The organism is Virgibacillus siamensis (assembly GCF_900162695.1).
In the GTDB taxonomy this organism is placed as follows: Bacteria; Bacillota; Bacilli; order Bacillales; family Amphibacillaceae; genus Lentibacillus; species Lentibacillus siamensis_A.
Genome location: NZ_FUIH01000007.1, coordinates 2490054 through 2511576, shown reverse-complemented (window position 1 = coordinate 2511576; position 21523 = coordinate 2490054). Strand labels below are relative to the sequence as shown.

Genomic DNA, 21523 nt, shown 5'->3' with positions numbered 1-21523 from the left:
AATATCTACTGGGCAGGACGACCTTTTTAAGCCTTTTCCGGGATGCATTTTGACTTGGCAGGGACAAATTAGTCCCAATCAATTTAAATAAAAAGCGCTATCCATTTTGAGATAACATCAATGGTCTTGCCCGATTCCCAATTACCCCTGGCTCATGTTCAATACAGTTACTTTTTCACGGGTCATCGATTCAATGCTCTTACGAATGCCTTGCACTCCGACCCCTGAACTTTTGACGCCGAGGAATGGAAAATGATCAGGGCCGCGCTCGGTTTTACCGTTAATTTGAACGGAACCGACTTCCAATTCATTGCCGATCCGGATCGCCTGTTCCATATTTTTTGTAAAAATGCTCGCTTGAAGCCCGTATTGCGATTCGTTTGCAATGTCGATTGCTTCATCGACACTTTCCACGCGAATTACCGGAATGACCGGTCCGAATGGTTCTTCCCATGCAATCGCCATATTTTTTGTCACGCAATCAAGCAACGTTGGATAGATTAGGTTTCCTTCGCGGTGGTTTCCACTGACAACCCTGGCTCCTTTTTCAATTGCATCTTCTATTAATCCCGTGACAAAGTCGGTCGCTTTACGGTTGATCAGCGGAGTGACATCGGCATTGTCTTCGGGAGCGCCAACTTTCAAACTTTCCATCTTTTCCTTTATATTCTCGACTAGCTTATCCGCCTTGTTATCGATGACAAGGACACGTTTAATCGCCGTGCAGCGTTGCCCGGAATAGGAGAAACCGCCGCTGACGATATCGGATGCCGCTTTGTCAAGATCAGCATCTTCAAGAACAATTGCCGGATCTTTGCCGCCGAGTTCAAGAATTACTGGAACCATTGAAGCTTTTTCAGAAATTGATTTGCCGGTGTCAGAACCACCTGTGAAATTAATGAGGTCAACAAGCGGGTGTGTAATTAAGTAGTCGCCGATTTCTGATCCTTTGCCTGTCACAAGGTTGACAAGCCCTGAAGGAAGTCCTGCCTTGTCAAGTGCTTCAATCATGCGTGTTCCACTGATTGCCCCTTGTGTTGCAGGCTTGAAAACAACGGCATTTCCGGCGATCAGCGCAGGTGCTATTTTCGCTGCTGCCAAATTGACTGGATAATTAAAGGGTGAAATCGCGAGTACAACGCCGACAGGATTCCGATTCACGAGTGCAAACTTATTGGCACTCCCGGAGTTGAAGCTGCCGCCGTTAATTAATTCACCGTGCAGTCTTTTGCCTTCTTCGGCTGTATATTTGATAAAATCAGCTGTTCGAATGACTTCTTTTTCCGCTGAAGCAAGCCCTTTTCCCACTTCCTTCATGATTGTCTCCGCAATCTCATCTTTCATCAGAAGCAACTGATCCGCCCAGGAATAAAGCAAACGGGCACGTTCATCGAAGGATTTCCGGCCCCATTCCTTTTGGGCATCCTTCGCACCTGTCAGAGCAGTATTCACTTCACTTTCTGTCATCGCCTGCACTTTTCCTGGAATTCCAGCGCCGGATGGAGATTGCATCTCAATCGTCCTTTCCGAAGTGCTGCTTTTCCACTCCCCGTTCAGCAAAAATGGGTATGCCTTGATAGATTCTACTTTATTCATCACACCATTCCTTTCCTATTATTTTTTGGTCTAAGAGGCATGTTTTTTATCATACTTTAGAAAGCGCTACCAAATCAACAGAAAAATTTAAAAGAAATGAATTTTATAAATAATTTGATTAAATATTCCTAGTGATCACCCAGGAATTGGTTTCTTAAAATGAAATCCTTTACAATTTTCAAACGATACACTATACTTAATTCAACTGGTTATAACCACATAATAACCAAAAATACCAGTTACCACATTGCAAGGAGGTGGGATGTAACGAATTGGATAAGAAAAACAGGGTTCCACTGTATTTACAGCTAATGGAAGATTTAATAAAGAAAATTGATGCAGGAGAATATCAGGTAGAGGAAAAGCTGCCTTCCGAGCGTGAGTTGTGTGAGGTCTATGATCTCAGTCGCATAACAGTAAGGCAAACGCTGCAGGAACTGGAGCGCGAGGGTTATATTTATAAGCTTCATGGCAAGGGGACGTTCGTTTCGCCGAAAAGTTATAATCAGAACTTGGTCAAGCTGTACAGTTTTACGGAAGAGATGAAAGCAATTGGTAAGAAACCTGCAACTCAAGTTCTTTCATTCCGTGAAATTGCGTTGGATGAAAGGCTGGCAAGTAAGATGGGTATGGCCACGTTGGATGAGGCTTTTCAAGTGGTGAGGCTCCGGCTTGCTGACGACGAGCCCCTAATGTACGAAACGTCCTATCTTCCTAAGAAGACGTTTCCGCATTTGACCGAAAAGGATCTGGTGGAACGTCCGATGTATGATGTGTTTACCGAGGATTATCAGGTAGGCGTGTCAAAAGCAATTGAGCGTTTTTCCGCAACCAGTATACGCAAGGAAGAAGCGGAGCAGTTTGGCATGACTGCAGATCAGCCTGCCATGCTGATTAAGCGTTTTGCTTATCATAATGAAAAATTGATTGAATATACTATTAGCGTAGCCCGTGGTGACAAGTTCGATTACACCGTGGAGCTAACTTGAAACTCTATTAAGTAGAAGTGGTGGTATGATTCGCTTTCCGGTATATAATGACACTTAATAGAGTTATTTTTACAGGAAAACTGGTAATGACAACATAACCACAAAATATAATAGCTAGATGGAGGAATTAACATGTTAGGGTTTACTGAAGAAGAATTGCGTTCTAAACAGGCAATTCATACTGCAACAGAAATTTTCCAGCAGCCTGAGGTTTGGAAGGAACTTACAGAATCACTTGCTGAACAAATGGAAGCATTGAATAACTTTTTAGATTCAATTTACTCAAAACATAATCATGTAAGGGTGATTTTAACGGGAGCGGGAACATCTGCATTTATCGGTGATACGCTTGTGCCGGTGTTGCGCAGGGAGAATAACGGAAATATTCAATTCGATGCAGTTCCGACAACAGATATTGTTTCAAATCCTGAAGAATATCTGCAGAGAGATGTCCCTACAATTATGGTGTCGTTTGCCCGATCCGGAAACAGCCCGGAAAGCGTAGCCACCGTGGCACTTGGTGAACAGATTATTCATGATTTCTATCAAGTGGTCATCACGTGCAATAAGGATGGGCAGCTGGCCGAGAATGCGAAGCAGGATGAAAATGCAGTAACAATCCTGACGCCGGATAAGGCGCATGATAAAGGGTTTGCGATGACGAGCAGCTTCACCTGTATGCTAATCACTGCTTACACGCTGTTTACCCCGAAAAATTTTGATAATCACGTAATCTCTGATGCAGAAAAACTGGTAGAATTCCTGCCAGACAATATTAATGAGATTCTTAACTTTGACTTTGAACGTATCGTTTATTTGGGCTCGGGAATGCTGGGGCAATTATCTCATGAAGCGGCATTGAAGATGCTCGAATTAAGCGCGGGGAAAGTGGTTGCTGTGCATGAATCATCTCTTGGTTTCCGCCATGGTCCGAAGTCTATTTTAAACAATCAATCGGTGGTTGTCGTGTTTATGTCACAGAATCCGTATACACGAAAATACGATATGGATATTTTGCGGGAAATTGCCGGTGATGATTCGGACGTGAAGGTGATTGCACTTACGGAGAAAGCAGATTCCGAAGTTGAAGCCCTGGCCGATTGGATGATTCCGGTTGCGGCCGGAAAAGAAATGTTATCCGGGGATTTCCACCTTGCTTTACTATATGTGATATTTGCACAGACGCTTGCTCTAAATAAATCACTGCAGCTTGGCATAACACCGGACAATCCAAGCCCGGATGGCCGTGTGAATCGCGTTGTGCAGGGTGTAACATTATACGATTATGCTGAATAAGTATTCAGCATTATTTTTAAAAAATAGCGGAGGGGATGACAAATATGTCTGGACCAAATTTATTACTGACACGAATTGATAACCGGCTGATTCATGGACAAGTAGGGGTTACCTGGGTGAATCACCTCGGTGCAAATCTGGTAGTTGTTGCAAATGACAAGGTAGCAGAGGATGAGGTACAGCAAAATCTAATGGATATGGTATTGCCTGATGTGATTCAAACACGCTTTTTCACATTGCAAAAGACAATTGACATCATTCACAAGGCGGCACCCCGTCAAAAAATCTTTTTAGTCGTACGAGATGTGCATGACGCATTGACACTGAAAGAAGGTGGTGTTCCAATCGACCATCTCAATATAGGTAACATGCATTATGAAGAGGGGAAAAAACAGATTTCATCTACTGTGTCCGTAGATGACCAAGACATTAAGGCATTTAAGCGTCTTGGGGAGCTGGGCGTTGAGTTGGACTTGCGCCGGGTCCCTGATGAGCGGGGACAGAATATATTGGATTTACTTTGAAATAGATAACTAGCAACGAATCCAAAGGGAGGGTTACGTTCATGTTAATGGAGGCTTTGTTAATAGCTTTGTGGGCCGGAATTATCGGTATTGATCTTTATGTCGGGTTAACGCACATTCACCGGCCGGTCGTTACAGGGCTGGTAGTCGGTCTTATCCTGGGGGATGTTACCACCGGATTAATTGTAGGGGGAACATTGGAACTTATCTGGATGGGGATGGTCCCGCTCGCCGGTGCACAGCCGCCTAACGTTGTAATCGGTGGTGTGATTGGTACAGCGTTCGGTATTATAGCCGGTGAGGACCCACAGGCAGCCGTTGGTATCGCAATTCCATTTGCTGTGGCAGTACAGGGGCTGATTACGTTGTTCTTTACTGCATTTGCTCCGATGATGCATAAAGCCGATCAGTTTGCACTGGATGCCAATTATCGGGGGATTGACAGGATAAACTATTTAGGGGTCATGATTTTATTTGTATTTAACGCGCTCATTGCATTCCTGCCGATATATTTTGGAGCTGAAGAAGCTGCTGCTTTTGTGGAAACGGTTCCGCAATGGATTATTGACGGGTTGTCGATTGCTGGAGGAATCATGCCGGCTATTGGTTTTGCGATGCTCTTGAAAATTATGATGAAGGTCGAATATGTTATGTTTTTTATTGTCGGATTTGTTTTGGCAGCCTATTTGGAAATGCCGATTCTGGCAGTTGCGCTTATCGGTTTAGCGATCGCGTTATATGACTTTTATCAGAATAAAAACAAGCAGGGTCCGGATAATCAAGCACCTCGAGAGGAGGAACTGACGGATGGCATCTAATCTGTATGAAGATCAGACACCAGCGGAGAATCTGCAGCCGAAACAGTTGCGTCATTTAGTATGGCGATCATTGCTGCTGCAGGCATCGTTTAACTACGAGAGAATGCAAGCTTGTGGGTGGCTTTATTCAATTTTGCCGGGGTTTCGTCACATTCATAAAGATAAAAAAGATTTAAGTAAGTCTATGAAAGATCATATGGAATTTTTCAATACACATCCATTCCTGGTCACATTCATCATGGGTGTTATTCTCGCGATGGAAGGTAAGAAAGAGGACAGGGAAGCAATTCGTGGTATTAAGATTGCAACGATGGGACCGCTTGGTGGAATTGGCGATGCATTGTTTTACCTTACATTGCTTCCGATTACTGCCGGTATTGGTGCATCGCTTGCAGTTGATGGAAATTTCCTTGGTCCAATTGTATTCCTGATTATGTTTAACATTATTCACTTTGGTGTTCGCTTTGGACTGATGCGATATGGATATAACACAGGTGTCAAGGCAATCGCGAAATTGAAAGAAGGAACGAAACACGTGTCCCGTGCCGCATCGATTGTCGGGTTAACCGTTGTAGGTGGGCTTATCGCAACGTATGTAGCATTTGAAATTGACTATGTGTGGGATCAAGGTGAATCGAAATTAAACATTCAGAAGGACGTACTGGACCAAATTATGCCGGCAATGCTTCCGTTGGCATATACACTGTTAATGTATTGGTTACTAAAAAAGGGACGATCTCCATTAGCGTTGATTGGTGTAACGGTCGTTGTTGGATTAATAGGTTCGTATTTTAACGTATTATAATTTTGAAGGGGGAGGTTTTCCGGATACCGGAATGCCTTTCCTTCAAGGTTCGGTTCGATAAGAAAGGGTGGGAAAGATGATAGGAATGGTGTTGACCGGTCATGGATCATTTCCTGAAGGGATGCTGGAATCTGTTGAATTAATAACCGGGAAAGTGAGGCAGATTGAAGTTGTTCCGTTTGAAGAGGATAAAGACAAGCTTGAGAAACAAATAAATCAAGCAATCGAAAATGTCGATACGGGTTCCGGGGTTGTTTGCTTTGCAGATTTAGCAGGAGGAACGCCATTTAATGTATGTTCAAGCATTGCAGCTGCCAAAAGGAACGTAAGGGTAATAGGCGGTACGAACTCACCAATGCTGTTAAGCGGTATGTTTCAGCGTGAATCAGCTGTTGATGCATTTGTCGAGACGGTATTAAAAGAGGGTAAAGACAATATCAAGCAGTTTGAAATGAAACAAAAACAAGCGGCATCAGAAGAGGACGGAATCTAAATCAAAAGAAGGTATAACATGACACATTTCATAAAAGCAGATCGTTTTTTACTGGAAAATGAAGAAAAAACAAACGGATATTTACAGGTGAATGATAATCGGTTCGGTGTGTTTGTTGATGCAGTGCCGGAAGATGCGACTGTTGTTGACTGGAGTGGTTATACAATTGCACCCGGCCTTTTTGATACGCATATTCACGGCATCAACGGCCATGACATAATGGATGGCACTGTTGATGCGGTTCAGGGGATTTCCAAGGCTATTTTGCCACTTGGAGTTACACGATTTTTACCGACTACCTTAACGTCGTCAAAAGAAGATTTGAATGCGGCAATCTCGGCAGTGAGAAATGCCGTTCAGCGAGGATTGGCCGGGGCGCAGTCGGAAGGAATTTTTCTGGAAGGTCCTTATTTTACGGAAAAACATAAAGGTGCACAGAATCCGGGTTATTTTCGGGATCCGAACTATGAGGAATTCCGGGAATGGCAGCAGCTTGCGGAAGGTTCCATTGTAAAAATTGCACTTGCACCGGAACGTGATGGCGCATTGGAATTCATCTGTGCCGTTGGTGATGATGGAGTATTGCCGAGTCTGGCACATACAGATGCGGATTTTGATACGTGTCGGCGTGCAGTCGATGCCGGAGCGCGGAATTTCGTCCATTTGTTTAATGGCATGTCAGGTCTGCACCATCGCGAACCAGGTGTTGCAGGGGCGGCACTGATAGATGGGCGTGCATTTGCTGAGCTGATTTGTGATGGCCATCATGTACATCCGGAAGTAGCAGCACTTGCAGCACGAACAAAAGAGGACAAGCTGTCATTGATAACGGACTGTATGCGTGCCGGATTAATGCCTGATGGTGACTATCAGCTTGGTGAATTTCCGGTTGTGATGAAGGATGGTATTGCCCGAACGGAAACTGGTTCCTTGGCAGGCAGCACATTGAAATTGGTTGATGGTGTCAAAAACCTGTATGTATGGAGCGGCAAGCCGTTATATGAAGTCTGGCACCGTGCTTCCTTATCACCGGCAGCAAGTCTAGGCCGGGAAGATGTGCTTGGCAGTATTGCGGACGGCAAACTTGCTGATTACGTTGTGATGGATGAGGATATCTCAATACAGGCGGTTGCCGTCGCAGGGGAGATAAAATACCGTAATAATTGAAAGTGGCGGGTGATCATATGATTTTAAGCGTAACCTTAAACCCCTCCGTTGATATCAGTTATACACTTGATACATTTTCTCTTGATGCAGTTAATCGTGTCGCTGACGTTTCGAAAACTGCCGGCGGAAAGGGTTTAAACGTTGCACGGGTATTGCAGCAGCTTGATGAAGAAGTAGCGGCCTCGGGATTTCTGGGTGGAAGCTTAGGTGCGTTTATCCGAACGGAAATTTCCGGGCTTGGTATAGAAGATTTTTTCGTCAACATAAATGGCGATACACGAAATTGTATCGCAGTGCTTCATGAAGGACAACAGACCGAAATTTTGGAGGCTGGTCCGGTAATTAGCGAAGATGAAGCGTTGAAATTTATAAATCAATTTTCGGAGTACGTAAAAAAGGTGGATATCGTAACCATTTCCGGAAGTTTGCCTAAAGGTCTGGAGAAAGATTATTATTTGCGGCTTGTGGAAATTGCCAACCGGCATAATACACCTGTATTGCTTGATACAAAGGGTGAGCTGCTTAAGCATACCATTGCGGGTGAGAACAAGCCCTTCTTAATGAAACCAAATCAGGATGAACTTGCTGATTTGCTTGGTGAAAAAATAGACGATGAAGCGCAAATCATTGATGCGCTGTCATCGCAGCGATTTGCAAGCGTTCCCTGGGTTGTTGTGACAACAGGGGCATCAGGCGCGATTGTGAAACGCAATCAGGAAACCTATCGGGTGACAACCCCAACAGTTAACGCCATAAACCCGGTTGGCTCAGGTGACGCGGTAATAGCCGGTTTTGCCTCGGGATTTTCACGCGGGCTGGTCGATGTGGAATTTATTAAATATGGACTGGCCATGGGTGTTCTGAATGCGATGGAAGCCAAAACCGGTTCCATCAATCCGGAAAAAATAAGCTGGTGCATGGATCGGATTCGTGTGGAAAAAATTTGATGTTGTTGGCTGCAGGGCATAAGAGAGTAGGTACAATTGGGCGAGGATTTCGCACGATTCAGTGGGAGATCGCACGACTTGATGAGAAGTTCGCACGATTCGGCGGGAGATCGCACGACTTGATGAGAAGTTCGCACGTTCAGGTTTTCGAAGATTGGAGGATATTTATATGAAACTAACACCAGGAAAAAAACGCGGTTTGGAATTAATTTCGGATGACGAGCATGTTGTTTTAGCAACGGCGATGGATCAGCGGGGATCGTTGGGAAAAATGATCACCGCATATAATGACAGTATTTCCTATGAAGCGGGTTTAAGTCAGTTTAAAGAAGGCGTGAGTGAAGTGCTTGGGAATCAGTCTTCTTCCCTTTTGCTTGACCCCGAGTACGGCTGGAGCGCTGCCGGTAAATTAAAGGATGATATCGGTTTAATCATGGCTTATGAAAAAACCGGATATGATGCTTCTGAAAAAGGACGTCTTCCGAATTTGGTAGACGATTACGCTGTCCGGGATTTAGTTGAAAGAGGCGTCAGTGCGCTGAAGCTGTTGATCTATTACGATCACAATGAAGAAGAAAAATATAATACGATTAAAAAAGCATTCATAAAACGGGTTGGCGATGAATGCAGGCAAAATGACCTATTGTTCATATTGGAGCCTGTTTCCTACAGTTCGGAAGGTTTTGGATCAAAAAGTGCTGCATTCGCCAGGCGGAAACCGGAAATTGTGGAATACTTCATGGAGGAGTTTTCCAAAGAGAAATATGGTATCGACTTATTGAAAGTGGAAGTGCCGGTATCCATTTATAATATCGAAGGTTACGGGCAATATGATAATTATGAGCCTGTGTTCAGCAAGGAAGAAGCGGTAACGTATTATCGTACATGTTCCGAAAAAAGCCATCTGCCGTTCATTTATTTAAGTGGCGGCGTAACAAATGAACAGTTTATTGAAACACTGCATTTTGCCAAAGAAGCAGGTGCCAAATTCAGCGGTTGCCTTTGCGGACGCGCCATCTGGAAAGACGGCGTTCACCCATTCGCAAAAGAAGGCAAGGAAGCGTATTATCAATGGCTCGAAACAACCGGGGTGGAGAATCTGGAAAATGTAAAAAAAGCGATTAAAGATACGGCAACACCGTGGACGGAATTTGTTGAATAAAATAATGGGATGAAAACCAAGTTCAGATTTGAGCTTGGTTTTCTGCTTATTTGCTGAATGGAAATTTTTTATTTTTTACATTGCCGAATAGACCATAACATGATTTAATAGAATAGTAGTAATATTTTACTAAGAAGGAAGTATCAGTATGGTAACTCGACAGGAAAAAAATCAAACGAAACGCGGAAAGAAAAAATGGCTTTGGATCCCCTTAATTGTGCTGTTCGTGCTGGTGATTGGCGGATGCGCATATGCTTATTCCATTTATCAAAATGTTAAAAGCACAGTGGATAATGAACTCCATAAGCCGGTTGAAGGAATAGATGTGGGTGTTTCCAAGAAGAAAGTGGAGGACAAGGAACCGATAAATATACTGTTATTGGGTGTGGATGAACGGAAAAATGACAAAGGCCGTTCTGACACGATGATTGTCATGACGCTGGATCCCGATCAAAATCAAATGCAGCTTTTAAGTATTCCGCGCGATACACGTACGGAGATCATCGGGAAAGGATTTGAGGATAAAATCAACCATGCGTATGCATTTGGAAACAGTGAAATGTCTGTCGATACGGTTGAGAACTTTTTGGATATCGATCTGGACTATTATGTCCGCATGAATATGGAAGGTCTGGCGCAACTGGTCGATGCTGTTGGCGGTATTACCGTTAATAATGACCAGGAATTCTCCCAGGGCGGTTATACTTTCGGGACTGGTCAGATTCAGTTGGATGGTAAGGCAGCACTGGCATATTCCAGAATGCGCAAACAGGATCCAAAAGGCGACTTGGGACGGAATCAGCGGCAGCGCCAGATTATTGAAGGCATTATTGATAAAGGCGCAGGGGTGAATATCGTCAATCAGATTGATGATATAATGAGTGTCCTTGGCGATAACATGGCAACCAATATGAATTTTGAAGATATGCGCAGTTTGGCCATGAATTACCGCAGTGCCCGAAAAAATATAAGTACGTATCAAATGGCCGGCAATGGTACGAAGATTGACGGGATATATTATATGATCATGCCCGAAGAAGAAATTGCCAAAGCCCATGAAATGGTTGTGGGGTTTGGTGAGTGATTGGGAAGTAATGGGACGGTCTTGTGCTTCCAAAGCGTGGGGATGGTTCCTGTGCTTTATTGGAAGCAAGAGAACCGTCCCTATGCTTCCAAAGTCACTTTTCCTCTCATAACCATTTTCCTATTTTGATTCTGTGCTTGTATTTTGATACGCAGCACACCATCGCGATAATACGATACAAATCCCGTAATAGTTAATTGATCATTTACATAGACAGGGGATAAAAATGTGGATGCAACTGATTGAATCATCCACGTTTTCCCGAGTAGAGGGGAGACCAACTGTGTGCTGATAGCCATTGTCAGCATTCCATGAGCCACTTTGTTTGGAAATCCCGCCTGTGATGCTGCACGTTTTGAAAGGTGAATGGGATTATCATCACCGGAAACGACTGCATAATGTTCTACCATTTCAGCTGTTAAGGTAGTTTCAATTGTTTTTGGAAAAATTTCCTCCACCAATGGCTGCATTCGAAACATTTCTCCTTTCTTTTGGAGGCTAGGACAAAAGTGGATTATCCAAAGTAAAACCCGAACAATAAATTAGAAAGTGGAGCGTATAGCCGCTCCGGAAATATACTTCGCTTTCCGCGGGCGGCTGATGAGCCTCCTCGTGCTTGGTGCTCGTCGTGTTGCAAGTGATTTCAGAGAAGCAGCACTCCTCGCAACTCGAAGCATACTCGGTGGAAGTACCGCTCGTCGCACTGCGGGGTCTCACCTAGGCCTATCTTCCCGCAGGACAAGGAAAGCTTCGGTAGCGTTACATCGCACGAAGAAAAAGTGCTTTCCTTTTTCAAGGAGTCTGCGTATATTTCCTTCGCTAATTTCCTTGTTGTTCGTCTTTTGAATTACACGTTTTTGATATGTCCCGGCCTCACCAGTGTTGTAATACTTGTTGCTGCTGTTGTATGATTATATGTAATGTATAGTTTGTGTTGTAGAAATTGTTTGTTCCCGGATGTACGCACTTTTGTTAGCTTAATAAAGCAGGTGTAGGTCATATTTGCTGTTAAAGGTTCCTGATAGTCGAAGGTTTGGCTGCTTTGGATTATGGATGATTGGTTGCTGAGCCACGGAATGTTGATATCCTGCCAAAACAAGGTTGGATATGCTGGAGGTATCACTAAATCAGTGTAACCAGCAGCTTTTGCAGCTTTAGTGCTGTGGTATATAGCATTTGTTTCCCCGATTGCATTACAATAGGTACGTATCATTTCCCTTGTAATCATAATATCAACTTTTTCTGTTACAAGCCCTTCCGTAATCATGGCTTTATTCACATCCTTCAAAGAGGGTTGCTAACCCAAGCCCACCGCCAATTCCAAGTGTCGCGATGGCCCGCTTTTCCTTGATTCGCTGTAGTTCAGTAAATAGACGTGTCACCAGTATGGCACCTGATGCTCCATACGGATGGCCGAAAGCGAGTGCACCTCCGCCAATGTTTAGCCGGTCGGGAGGAATTTCAAGTTCGTTTATAGAAGCCAGTACCTGAGAAGCGAATGCCTCATTGAATTCCACCAAGTCAATATCAGTCATGGTTAATTGTGTTCTTTTTAATAGTTTTCTTACTGCGGGAATGGGACCAATACCAAGCAGATTCGGATCGACACCTGCACTGGCAGCATCGACAAACTTCAATATCGGTTTTAAGCCAAGTTCCCAGCACTTTTTTTCGGACATAATTAGGACTGCTGCAGCGGCATCATTTACAGGACATGCATTACCGGCAGTTACGGTTCCATTATTTTTAAAAATTGGTGGTAATTTCGTGAGCGTCTTCATCGTTAAGCCTGGACGGGGGCATTCGTCCTGGTCCTTTCCTTGAACAACGACAATTTCATTTGAAAATCGATCCGCATCTCTTGCTGTGATTGCTTTTTGATGACTATTATATGCAAATTGATCTTGCTCTTCCCGTGAAATATGGTATGCCTCCGCAACATTTTCGGCTGCCAGCCCCATTTCAGGATCACCAATTGATTCAGGGGAAAAGCGTGCCCGGGTAAAAAGTGTCGGAGCTTTATAAAGGGAAGAGGGTTTTTCCAGCTTCCATGGAGCAAGGCTGCTGCTTTCTATTCCGCCTGCAATATAAATCTCACCGGCCCCCGCTTGAATTTGCCTGCATGCTATGTTAATTGTCTCCAGTCCTGATCCGCATTGACGATCAACACTGACCGCGGGGACTTCAACCGGAAATCCCGCTGTCAATGTTGTAAGCCTGGCTATATTTCCCCCAGGTCCAACAGCATTACCGAGAATCACTTCATCAATTTTCTCAGGCTCAACCTTACTTTCGGCTACAAGTGTTTGAAGGACAGAAGCCCCCAGCTTCTCTGGTGCCACGCTTTTAAACATGCCGCCAACTTTGCCGATAGCTGTCCGTTTTGCTTGTACAATAACAGGTGTATTCATCAGTTTAACCTCACAATAGATTTTTGGACTTCTTTTCGATCAATTTTCCCGCTGGATGTGTACGGAAATGTGGTAACATGATGAAATTCTTTCGGAATTTTGTATGTAGCAAGATGGGATTTACAGTGTAATGTCAGATCAAATGCTTGGTTATGTTCCTTCCATTGAATAAGCGCAATGATCTTTTGACCCCAATAGTCATCTTTACACCCAACAACAACTGCTTCCTGAATAGCATCCGCTTCTTTTATCACTTTTTCCACTTCTTCCGGGTATACATTTAACCCGCCACTAATCAGCATGTTTTTCTCCCTGCCAATAATGGACAGGGTACCTTTATCATTCAAAAACCCTAAATCACCCACAGATGCTCCATATCTTGTTAACACCTCGTTCGTTTCGGCGGGGTTGTTCACATAGCCGGAGAATAGAAAATCACTATCAATAAAGATTTTGCCGATTTCACCATTTGGAACGCATTGTCCTTTCTTGTCGCGTATCGTTATATGAACGCCAGGAAAGGGTTTTCCGACACCGGCTGAAAAACTTTCCGATTCCTTTTCAGGTGTGTAGGAAACAAAACTTAATTCGGAAGCACCGTAATATTCAAAAATAGTACTGTTCGGGTATACATGCTGCAACTGGCCTTTCACTTCCGGATTCAGTTTGGCACCTGATGAGAGAAAAGTAAGCTTCTTCATATTTTGAACATTATTTTTGGCAGCAAGTGCATACAGCATGGTTGGGACGGCATACATAACTGCTCCTTCTGCTTTATGTAAAATATTTCGTGTTGCTTCTGGTTTAAATTTAGATGTAAGGTGAAACGTCGCACCGATATGCAATGCATGTACCGCGCCAAATAATGATAATGAATGACATAATGGTCCGGGTGCCAGGATCATGGCGTTATGATCGTAATGAAATGCTTTTTCTGCCGCCGTAAAACTGGCTAACCAGGATTTGTGGCTCCTAATATAGCCTTTAGGTGTACCAGTCGATCCGGATGTGAAACCGAGATAAAAAGGTTTATCTTCATAGGGTCTCCATACATCTTCGTTTCGGTTTGTTGGTGTTTCTTTCAGTTTGTCTATATCATAGGCCGCCTCAAAGGAATAAGCGGCTGTTTCGGAAAATTGCTTGCTCGTAAAGACGAAATCGGGTTTTGCCTTATTCATAATACTTTCCGCCTCCCGTTTGCTCCATTTGGGATCAAACGGAATAGCTGTCCAACCAAGGGTTACGACAGCAAAAAACAACTCCAGAAAGGCTGGTTCATTTCCAATCAAAATAGCTACCTTTTGTGTTTCCTTTTGATGCGGGAGAGTGTATAATTGCTGCCTTAACTGACAAATTGTACGGTAGAAACGTTGATAGCTAATCGTGTGATCTTCATACATGATGGCTGTTTTATCCGGTTGTTTTCTTGCCATGTCTCTTATATTTATTCCGATACTCATTTATCCCACTCTTTTCAGTTGTTTTTCATTGTGAATCTTACTTATTAATGGATACGTTTTACTTATTTTTATTGCAATAAAGCCGGAAACAACGGCTTTTGTCAGATCCCCGGGTAAAAATATCAAGGAGGAAATGGCAGCAGCACCCCATGAAAGATTACCGACAAACGACAAATAGGTTACACCAAAGAAATAGACGATGAAAATTCCGCCGATCATGTTAAATAAGACCACTTTACCAAGATTTAATGAATGCCAGTTCTTTTCCATAAGGTATCCAATTGTCCAGGCAGCAAGCGGCCAGCTAAGGATGTAACCGCCACTGGGACCGATTAATGGACCGATTCCGCCTCTCCCGCCTGAAAGAAGTGGCAGGCCAATAACGATAAGTAAAATAAACAGCAATAAACTTAACCCGCCGCGGCGTGCACCAAGTACTCCGCCCGCCAACATTACCCCTAACGTTTGCAACGTGATTGGTACCGGTATCAGTGGCAGTGTGATGGGTGGAAAAAACCCCAAAACACCAATCATTGCCGCAAATAAAGAAATGTACATCATATTTTGCAATTTCATTCCCGCAACCTCAATTCTATGTATGATTACTAGAAATGATAAATGGAACAAGTGAATATTGTCAACCATATTTTATAATATGTTTACAATTAAGAACCGTCCCATTCTTCCGAGGTTCTGTCGAAATATGTTGGATTAAGGCGAACGATTCTTTTGGATAAAACGATAAAAGGATGCCAAAATTTTGAAAAATATGGTATATTTGTTTTGGGTAATAAAGACTATAAAATGTGGGGGTCGAACAGCAAAATAAATAATTCAATTTGTTCGTGATCAGCAATTGAACCGTAATTACTGACAATGCGAAACTTGTACTGGCATAATCTGTTGTGAATCTATGGTCACATGGATTGCGTGTTTTAGACCTGTACGTGATAGTGCAGGTTTTGTTATTCCAACTGGTGTTAGAATATGAAAAATCCCGATTTCGGGAATCGTTTTATTTTATGGCACCCAATCAAAGGTTGCTGCGATTATATTTATGAAGGGGATATTTTTCTACTAAACCATAAAGGGGAGCAGTGAATGGAAAGTAAATTGGCCTTTGAAGAGATTTTTGAACAAAACAAAAGACGGATTTACCATCAGATTCACAATTTGAACATCAATGACCCGCAGAATGAGTTTTTTCAGGAAGGCCTGATTGCCATGTGGAACGCCTATGAAAAATACCAGCCGGATAAAGGTCCAATGACTACATACTTCAACTACTCCATTCGAAATCGTCTGATTGATCGAATGCGGAAGGACAAGGCTTATTACAATTTGATTAAAAAGGTGAAAGAATACCAGTTGATACAGCATACGGATGGCAATCATCACAATGGTGGTGGTGTTTTAAAACGTCTTGCCGCTAATCAGGTACAACCATTGATTGATCCTGAATTTTGGAAGGCATTAAAAGCAAACTTGACGGTAAAACAGTGGAAATGGATTTGTTTTTATATTATTGAGGGTATGTCGTATAAGGAAATAGCCGCGATGGAAAATACAACTGAGGATGCTGTGAAAGGCTGGGGGAGGGAGATGAGGAAGAAGCTGCGTGATGCGGAGTTTAGGAAGAAGATTGGATTGTGAGAGGGACGTGTAATATATTGGTTTGAAGGGCCAGCAGGAGACGGTAATGTGTTCCTGCTGGTTGATTCATTAAGGAATTGTGATCGTGGCGCACTTGATTAGGAATCACTCCTGCACACTCCTGTTAGATTAAACAAACCCCCGCCTGTCTGAGGAGCATTGGCGGGGTTTTGATACATTTCCATTTTATTCGATCTTTTCTTTCCTTATATGACAAATTTCCCGGGAAATAAACCCGCATGCTGACGCAGGCTGTGATCCTTAGTACTCCTTCATTTTCTCTTCCATTTCCTCAAACTGATCTTGCACCTGTTTTTCCGGATTCTTCGTCATTAAACTAACGACAACAACAGCAATCAAACTCAGGAAGAACCCTGGAATTAATTCATATAGTTCAGAGTTAGCCAGGCTTGGAACAAGCAGCCAAACAACAATTGTCAGTCCACCGACAACCATACCCGCAATTGCTCCGGATATCGTCATGCGTTTCCAGTACAGGCTGAGTAGTATTGCCGGGCCAAATGCGGCACCAAATCCTGCCCATGCGTTTCCTACAAGACCTAAAATCGTATCATTTGGTGAATAGGCAAGGACCAGGGCAATAATCGCAACAATCAGGACTGCCAACCTTCCGACGAAGACAAGTTCTTTGTCAGATGCATTCTGTCTAATGAAAGTTCGATAAAAGTCTTCTGTAACGGCGCTTGATGTCACAAGCAGCTGTGAAGACACTGTACTCATGATTGCCGCCAGAATTGCCGCTAAAATGAAACCTGTGATATACGGGTTAAATAAGACTTCGGCAAAATGAATTAACACCGTTTCCGGATCGTTAATGACCCCGAATCCATTGAAATAGGCAACACCCACAAGGCCAACCAGCATTGCACCGACGATAGAGATGGCCATCCAGCCAATTCCAATTCGACGCGCTGCCCTTAAATCTTTCATTGATTTTATTGCCATAAACCGTACAATGATGTGAGGCTGTCCAAAATAACCAAGCCCCCATGCCAAGAAGGATATGATTGTCACAAATGAAGCCCCTTTAAAAAAGTCCAATAGTGACGGATCTATCCGCTGTAAATCATCAAGTAATGTCTGGGTTCCCCCAACATCCGTAATCGCCACGATAGGGACCAATACGAGTGCCGTAAACATGATAATACCTTGCACAAAGTCAGTCATGCTTACAGCAAGGAAACCGCCAAACAGCGTATAGACGACGACAACACCTACTGTTAGAAACAGCCCGACGTGATATCCCATTCCAAATGCACTTTCAAATAATTTACCGCCTGCAACCATGCCGGCCGATGCATATAAAATGAAAAAGATTAATATAAAGATACCTGAAATCAGGCGTAATATATTAGATGTGTCAAAAAAACGATTTTCCAAATAGTCGGGAATCGTGATGGAGTCTTTTGCGATTTCCGTGTATGTCCTTAATCTGGGCGCCAATATTAAATAGTTTACATATGCCCCAATGGTAAGACCTATTGCAAGCCAAGCACTTGCGAGTCCCGTTACATACATCGCCCCAGGCAGTCCCATAACCATCCAGCCACTCATGTCGGATGCCCCTGCAGACAGCGCAGTGACTGCCGGACCCAAATCACGTCCACCTAACATATAATCTGAAAGGTTCTTTGTTCTTCGATAAGACCAATAACCAATTAATAGCATTCCGAGCATATAAATGCCCAAAGAAATAAATATTCCGATTTCCACCAAATTCCTCCTTATAGGGATATGGTTTGTTTTAGTGTAATCCTGCTCCGTTCATTTGAAAGGTACAAAAGCAAAAACAAATAAATCACGAACAGACACGGTTATATAGGCTATCATTCAACCCGGATACAATCAAGTGAAGACAGAAAGCGGGAAGGGGGTGGAAACCGGGCTGATACACCAACATAACAGTACATGCAGGCGGTTGTAAAAAACGTAAAAGAAGTAAGATTGCGAATAATTAATCATAGTAATTTTTGGATTGGGTGGGGTTGAATTAAATTTTAATGCGTTGGCGTAAAAAACATTCTTGGAAAAAGGAGAAAATAATAGGTTATCAATTGAAAAGTGGAAACATTATATTTATACCTTCGTCTCCCTAATACATGACACGCTCCTTTCTATATGTGATAATGAATATGTTGAAATATGCAACAAGTGAGGGAATAGGAATGATAAAAACACTATTGATTGCACCTTATCAAGGATTGGCAGAGACGGCTAAAAAGATGAAGGTACCTGATGAGATTGAATTGGATGTAACCGTAGCCAATCTGGAAGAAGGGGTTAGGGTTGCAAAATTGGCGGAAAAGCAAGGGTATGATTTAATTGTCAGTCGTGGAGGTACCGCTTCGATGATTCAAGATGTGGTATCGATTCCGGTTGTGTATATCGAAATAACGGGATATGATATGTTACGCGTATTCACCCTTATTCGTGGAATTAAGGTTGGGGTAGCATTAGTTGGTTATGCGAATATTTCTCAAGGCGCAGCTACAATCTGCAGTATATTGGAATTTGATGTGAAGATGATTACAATCCAATCAAGGAATGAAGTGAGGGGACACTTGGAGAAGCTAAAACAACAGGGATACACTGTAGTAATTGGGGACGTAATCACTGTCCAGGTTGCTGAACAGGTAGGGTTGCGTGGTGTGTTAATCACTTCAGGAAAAGAAGCAATCTCGGCTGCTCTGGAAGAAGGCAAAAGAGTATATTATTTCTTCCGACGCGTAAATAATCAATTTTATTATTTTCAAGAGACGTTTAATTTGATGCCATTCCCGACTGTTTTACTTCGCAGTGATGGTGAAATAATGGAGAAGAATTTATTATTTGGACAATATAAAGGGAGCAATGAAATTTTAACGTCGGGTACCATTTACAACATTATGAAACAGGTTCTGGCAAACGAAGCAACCCAGTGGGCGGAAATAGAAGGCGAAAATTGCATTTACGAGATCCAAGCTTTTTTAGTAAATAAGTCAGAAGCCATTATAGGAATAAACATTCACAGCTCATTCGAAAAAACAGAGACCAAGGCAGTTCGGATTATTGGAGATTCAGTATACATTCCTATTATAGGGGAAAGTGACCAGTCTCAAAGCTTAAGGGAAAATATTCAACAGTATGCTAATTCAGATGGTGCCGTATGTATTATAGGGGAATCCGGGATAGGGAAATATAGCGTTGCAAAGGCAATGCATTTTAAACGTTTTGGACAGGATTCCCCTATTATTGTCATAGAGGGAGGTTATTTAACAGAAGAGCCTTTTAAACAAGAGGTGCAATCCAAAATTTCCACTATTAAATTCGGTACGGTTTTGATAAAAGATATTGAATCTGTTCCGCATGAAATACAAAAAAACCTTTACAGTTTGCTGCATAATCTACCGAATACTGTGAAAGTTATTGTACTAGCTGAAGCATCGCTTGAAAAACTTGTTTATGAACGTTCTTTTAATAAGGATCTTTATAACGAAATATCGAAATACGTTTTACACCTTCCTCCATTACGGAAGAGGAAGGAAGATATCAGAGATTTTGTTGATTATTTTTTGGCACAGTTTCATGAAGAAGATGGTAATGAAACTGTTGGAATGAAGCAGGATGCCGTGGAATATTTGAAGCAATTTGAATGGCCGGGTAACCTTTCCCAATTGAGAAATGTGATTAGGGAACTAAGTATTATGAACCCGTTGAATTACATTGAACTTTCCCATGTGAAAGAACTTCTTGATAAATATGAGCAAATGTCCGATATTGACGATAAACGTTTGCCACTAGATGGGACTTTAAAAGAAATAGAACAAAAGATAATTAAACAGGTATTGCACGAGGAAGGTAATAATCAATCTAATGCAGCTAAGCGACTGGATATCAATCGATCTACATTATGGCGAAAATTGAAAGAGTAAATGTGACATGGGAATCCTGGTTAGGGATTCTTTTTTTGTTTAAAAATGCAACTATAAAATGATTTTTGTATAAATAAATCCAAATTAAACAATAAGTGTTGCATTTTATATCAATATATTTTAACATAATATATGAAACCGCTTTAAAATTTTAAAGTGTGTTTAAATATTGAACGATATAAAATACGAGGGGGATATACATGAGAATTAAAGCGTCAATTGAAAAAGTTCCTGGTGGTATGATGGTTGTTCCATTGTTGCTTGCTGCAATACTAAACACTTTTGCACCCGATTTACTAAGAATAGGTAACTTCACGCAGGCATTGTTCGTTGATGGGGCAAGCACACTTATCGCACTATTTCTATTATGTACAGGAGCACAAATTAATTTAAAAAATGTCGGTGTAAGCCTTGGTAAAGGTGCAACATTGTTAACAACGAAGTGGCTCGTAGGTGCAGCTGTCGGTTTAATAGCATACATGTTTGCTGGAGATAATGGGCTTTGGCTAGGTTTAGCGCCTATTGCAATTATTGCCGCTATGACCAATAGTAATGGTGGATTGTATGTGGCACTCGTTGGTCAGTATGGAGACAAAACGGATCGTGCAGCATATTCCTTGCTTGCATTGAATGATGGCCCTTTCTTTACGATGGTAGCGTTGTCTATATTCGGTGCTATGGGATTTGTTAACGGATTCTTTTCATTTGTATCATTTATAGCAGTTTTATTACCAATTATAGTTGGAATGGTGTTAGGTAATTTAGATGAAGAAATGAGAGAGTTCTTTGATAAAGGAAGTGCAATGTTAATTCCGTTCTTTGCCTTCGCATTAGGTATGGGGATTGATTTTGGCGCAATTATTGAAGGTGGATTATCGGGTGTAATCCTTGGCTTGGCAACAGTATTCCTGACTGGTACAGCGGGTTATTTTATATTTAAAGCATTTAAATGGAATCCGATTGCTGGAGCGTCTGAAGGTTCAACGGCAGGTAACGCAGTAGCAACACCTGCTGCGATTGCAGCTGCCAGTGCCAGCTTTGCATCACATGTCGATCTGGCTACAGTGCAAGTTGCCGCATCTACTGTTACAACAGCAGTTTTACTTCCGATATATATAGGATTTCTTGTGAAACGTCTTGAGAAAAAAGGTTTAACAGTACCGGATGACTATATTATGGAGTAACC

20 protein-coding genes are annotated in these 21523 nt (G+C 42.4%); 13 read left to right on the top strand and 7 right to left on the bottom strand.

Annotated features, from left to right (window positions below; translation table 11 throughout):
- Positions 1–141: 141 nt before the first annotated feature.
- Positions 142–1596, bottom strand: coding sequence for an NADP-dependent glyceraldehyde-3-phosphate dehydrogenase (locus B1K71_RS16070; RefSeq protein WP_077328816.1), 1455 nt, complete (start codon positions 1594–1596; stop codon positions 142–144).
- A 272-nt stretch (positions 1597–1868) separates the two neighbouring features.
- Between B1K71_RS16070 and B1K71_RS16065 the strand changes: the two genes are divergently transcribed.
- The 10 genes from B1K71_RS16065 to B1K71_RS16020 all read left to right on the top strand — a co-directional run bounded on the left by B1K71_RS16065 (position 1869) and on the right by B1K71_RS16020 (position 10881).
- Complete coding sequence (locus tag B1K71_RS16065; protein WP_245799317.1) at positions 1869–2585, top strand: GntR family transcriptional regulator; 717 nt, start codon at positions 1869–1871, stop codon at positions 2583–2585.
- Between the two features lie 132 nt (positions 2586–2717).
- On the top strand, positions 2718–3881 hold the full coding sequence (locus B1K71_RS16060) for an SIS domain-containing protein (protein ID WP_077328814.1): 1164 nt from the start codon (positions 2718–2720) through the stop codon (positions 3879–3881).
- Between the two features lie 44 nt (positions 3882–3925).
- Positions 3926–4405 (top strand): PTS N-acetylgalactosamine transporter subunit IIB, encoded by a 480-nt coding sequence (gene agaV, locus B1K71_RS16055; RefSeq protein ID WP_077328812.1) that lies wholly within the window; start codon positions 3926–3928, stop codon positions 4403–4405.
- Positions 4406–4446: 41 nt separating this feature from the next.
- Complete coding sequence (gene agaW, locus B1K71_RS16050) at positions 4447–5223, top strand: PTS N-acetylgalactosamine transporter subunit IIC (protein WP_077328811.1); 777 nt, start codon at positions 4447–4449, stop codon at positions 5221–5223.
- Positions 5213–6028, top strand: coding sequence for a PTS system mannose/fructose/sorbose family transporter subunit IID (locus tag B1K71_RS16045; RefSeq protein WP_077328809.1), 816 nt, complete (start codon positions 5213–5215; stop codon positions 6026–6028). The genes agaW and B1K71_RS16045 overlap by 11 nt, the downstream gene beginning before the upstream one ends.
- A gap of 76 nt (positions 6029–6104) precedes the next feature.
- Positions 6105–6521, top strand: a complete 417-nt coding sequence (locus tag B1K71_RS16040) for a PTS sugar transporter subunit IIA (RefSeq protein ID WP_077328808.1) — start codon at positions 6105–6107, stop codon at positions 6519–6521.
- 18 nt (positions 6522–6539) lie between these two features.
- On the top strand, positions 6540–7688 hold the full coding sequence (gene nagA, locus B1K71_RS16035) for an N-acetylglucosamine-6-phosphate deacetylase (protein WP_077328806.1): 1149 nt from the start codon (positions 6540–6542) through the stop codon (positions 7686–7688).
- Positions 7689–7705: 17 nt separating this feature from the next.
- Positions 7706–8635: a hexose kinase gene (locus B1K71_RS16030; protein WP_077330319.1), complete on the top strand. Its 930-nt coding sequence runs from the start codon at positions 7706–7708 to the stop codon at positions 8633–8635.
- A gap of 169 nt (positions 8636–8804) precedes the next feature.
- On the top strand, positions 8805–9797 hold the full coding sequence (locus B1K71_RS16025) for a tagatose 1,6-diphosphate aldolase (RefSeq protein ID WP_077328804.1): 993 nt from the start codon (positions 8805–8807) through the stop codon (positions 9795–9797).
- A gap of 148 nt (positions 9798–9945) precedes the next feature.
- Positions 9946–10881 carry an LCP family glycopolymer transferase gene (locus B1K71_RS16020; RefSeq protein ID WP_077328803.1) on the top strand — a complete coding sequence of 312 codons (936 nt, stop codon included), beginning with the start codon at positions 9946–9948 and terminating at the stop codon, positions 10879–10881.
- A gap of 80 nt (positions 10882–10961) precedes the next feature.
- On the opposite strand, the gene B1K71_RS16015 is transcribed toward B1K71_RS16020, so the two are convergent.
- The 5 genes from B1K71_RS16015 to B1K71_RS15995 all read right to left on the bottom strand — a co-directional run bounded on the left by B1K71_RS16015 (position 10962) and on the right by B1K71_RS15995 (position 15328).
- Positions 10962–11351: a MaoC family dehydratase gene (locus B1K71_RS16015; RefSeq protein WP_217697241.1), complete on the bottom strand. Its 390-nt coding sequence runs from the start codon at positions 11349–11351 to the stop codon at positions 10962–10964.
- Positions 11352–11728: 377 nt separating this feature from the next.
- Positions 11729–12148, bottom strand: coding sequence for an FAS1-like dehydratase domain-containing protein (locus tag B1K71_RS16010; RefSeq protein ID WP_077328799.1), 420 nt, complete (start codon positions 12146–12148; stop codon positions 11729–11731).
- A gap of 4 nt (positions 12149–12152) precedes the next feature.
- Positions 12153–13292 (bottom strand): thiolase family protein, encoded by a 1140-nt coding sequence (locus tag B1K71_RS16005; RefSeq protein WP_077328797.1) that lies wholly within the window; start codon positions 13290–13292, stop codon positions 12153–12155.
- Positions 13292–14752, bottom strand: a complete 1461-nt coding sequence (locus tag B1K71_RS16000) for an AMP-binding protein (RefSeq protein ID WP_077328795.1) — start codon at positions 14750–14752, stop codon at positions 13292–13294. The genes B1K71_RS16005 and B1K71_RS16000 overlap by 1 nt, the downstream gene beginning before the upstream one ends.
- Positions 14753–15328: a biotin transporter BioY gene (locus B1K71_RS15995; RefSeq protein ID WP_077328793.1), complete on the bottom strand. Its 576-nt coding sequence runs from the start codon at positions 15326–15328 to the stop codon at positions 14753–14755.
- Between the two features lie 525 nt (positions 15329–15853).
- Between B1K71_RS15995 and B1K71_RS15990 the strand changes: the two genes are divergently transcribed.
- Positions 15854–16405 (top strand): sigma-70 family RNA polymerase sigma factor, encoded by a 552-nt coding sequence (locus tag B1K71_RS15990; RefSeq protein ID WP_077328791.1) that lies wholly within the window; start codon positions 15854–15856, stop codon positions 16403–16405.
- Positions 16406–16666: 261 nt separating this feature from the next.
- Here B1K71_RS15990 and putP read toward each other — a convergent pair whose 3' ends face one another.
- Positions 16667–18139 carry a sodium/proline symporter PutP gene (gene putP / locus B1K71_RS15985; RefSeq protein WP_077328789.1) on the bottom strand — a complete coding sequence of 491 codons (1473 nt, stop codon included), beginning with the start codon at positions 18137–18139 and terminating at the stop codon, positions 16667–16669.
- A 452-nt stretch (positions 18140–18591) separates the two neighbouring features.
- Between putP and B1K71_RS15980 the strand changes: the two genes are divergently transcribed.
- Positions 18592–20337 (top strand): PrpR N-terminal domain-containing protein, encoded by a 1746-nt coding sequence (locus tag B1K71_RS15980; RefSeq protein WP_175631935.1) that lies wholly within the window; start codon positions 18592–18594, stop codon positions 20335–20337.
- A gap of 200 nt (positions 20338–20537) precedes the next feature.
- Complete coding sequence (locus B1K71_RS15975) at positions 20538–21521, top strand: 2-keto-3-deoxygluconate permease (protein ID WP_077328785.1); 984 nt, start codon at positions 20538–20540, stop codon at positions 21519–21521.
- The last annotated feature ends 2 nt before the right edge of the window (positions 21522–21523 follow it).

Coding starts and splice junctions, on each gene's coding strand:
- B1K71_RS16070 (WP_077328816.1), bottom strand. CDS start 1,596: ATGAATAAAGTAGAATCTATCAAGGCATACCCATTTTTGCTGAACGGG.
- B1K71_RS16060 (WP_077328814.1), top strand. CDS start 2,718: ATGTTAGGGTTTACTGAAGAAGAATTGCGTTCTAAACAGGCAATTCAT.
- agaV (WP_077328812.1), top strand. CDS start 3,926: ATGTCTGGACCAAATTTATTACTGACACGAATTGATAACCGGCTGATT.
- agaW (WP_077328811.1), top strand. CDS start 4,447: ATGTTAATGGAGGCTTTGTTAATAGCTTTGTGGGCCGGAATTATCGGT.
- B1K71_RS16045 (WP_077328809.1), top strand. CDS start 5,213: ATGGCATCTAATCTGTATGAAGATCAGACACCAGCGGAGAATCTGCAG.
- B1K71_RS16040 (WP_077328808.1), top strand. CDS start 6,105: ATGATAGGAATGGTGTTGACCGGTCATGGATCATTTCCTGAAGGGATG.
- nagA (WP_077328806.1), top strand. CDS start 6,540: ATGACACATTTCATAAAAGCAGATCGTTTTTTACTGGAAAATGAAGAA.
- B1K71_RS16030 (WP_077330319.1), top strand. CDS start 7,706: ATGATTTTAAGCGTAACCTTAAACCCCTCCGTTGATATCAGTTATACA.
- B1K71_RS16025 (WP_077328804.1), top strand. CDS start 8,805: ATGAAACTAACACCAGGAAAAAAACGCGGTTTGGAATTAATTTCGGAT.
- B1K71_RS16020 (WP_077328803.1), top strand. CDS start 9,946: ATGGTAACTCGACAGGAAAAAAATCAAACGAAACGCGGAAAGAAAAAA.
- B1K71_RS16015 (WP_217697241.1), bottom strand. CDS start 11,351: ATGCAGCCATTGGTGGAGGAAATTTTTCCAAAAACAATTGAAACTACC.
- B1K71_RS16010 (WP_077328799.1), bottom strand. CDS start 12,148: ATGATTACGGAAGGGCTTGTAACAGAAAAAGTTGATATTATGATTACA.
- B1K71_RS16005 (WP_077328797.1), bottom strand. CDS start 13,292: ATGAATACACCTGTTATTGTACAAGCAAAACGGACAGCTATCGGCAAA.
- B1K71_RS16000 (WP_077328795.1), bottom strand. CDS start 14,752: ATGAGTATCGGAATAAATATAAGAGACATGGCAAGAAAACAACCGGAT.
- B1K71_RS15995 (WP_077328793.1), bottom strand. CDS start 15,328: ATGAAATTGCAAAATATGATGTACATTTCTTTATTTGCGGCAATGATT.
- B1K71_RS15990 (WP_077328791.1), top strand. CDS start 15,854: ATGGAAAGTAAATTGGCCTTTGAAGAGATTTTTGAACAAAACAAAAGA.
- B1K71_RS15980 (WP_175631935.1), top strand. CDS start 18,592: ATGATAAAAACACTATTGATTGCACCTTATCAAGGATTGGCAGAGACG.
- B1K71_RS15975 (WP_077328785.1), top strand. CDS start 20,538: ATGAGAATTAAAGCGTCAATTGAAAAAGTTCCTGGTGGTATGATGGTT.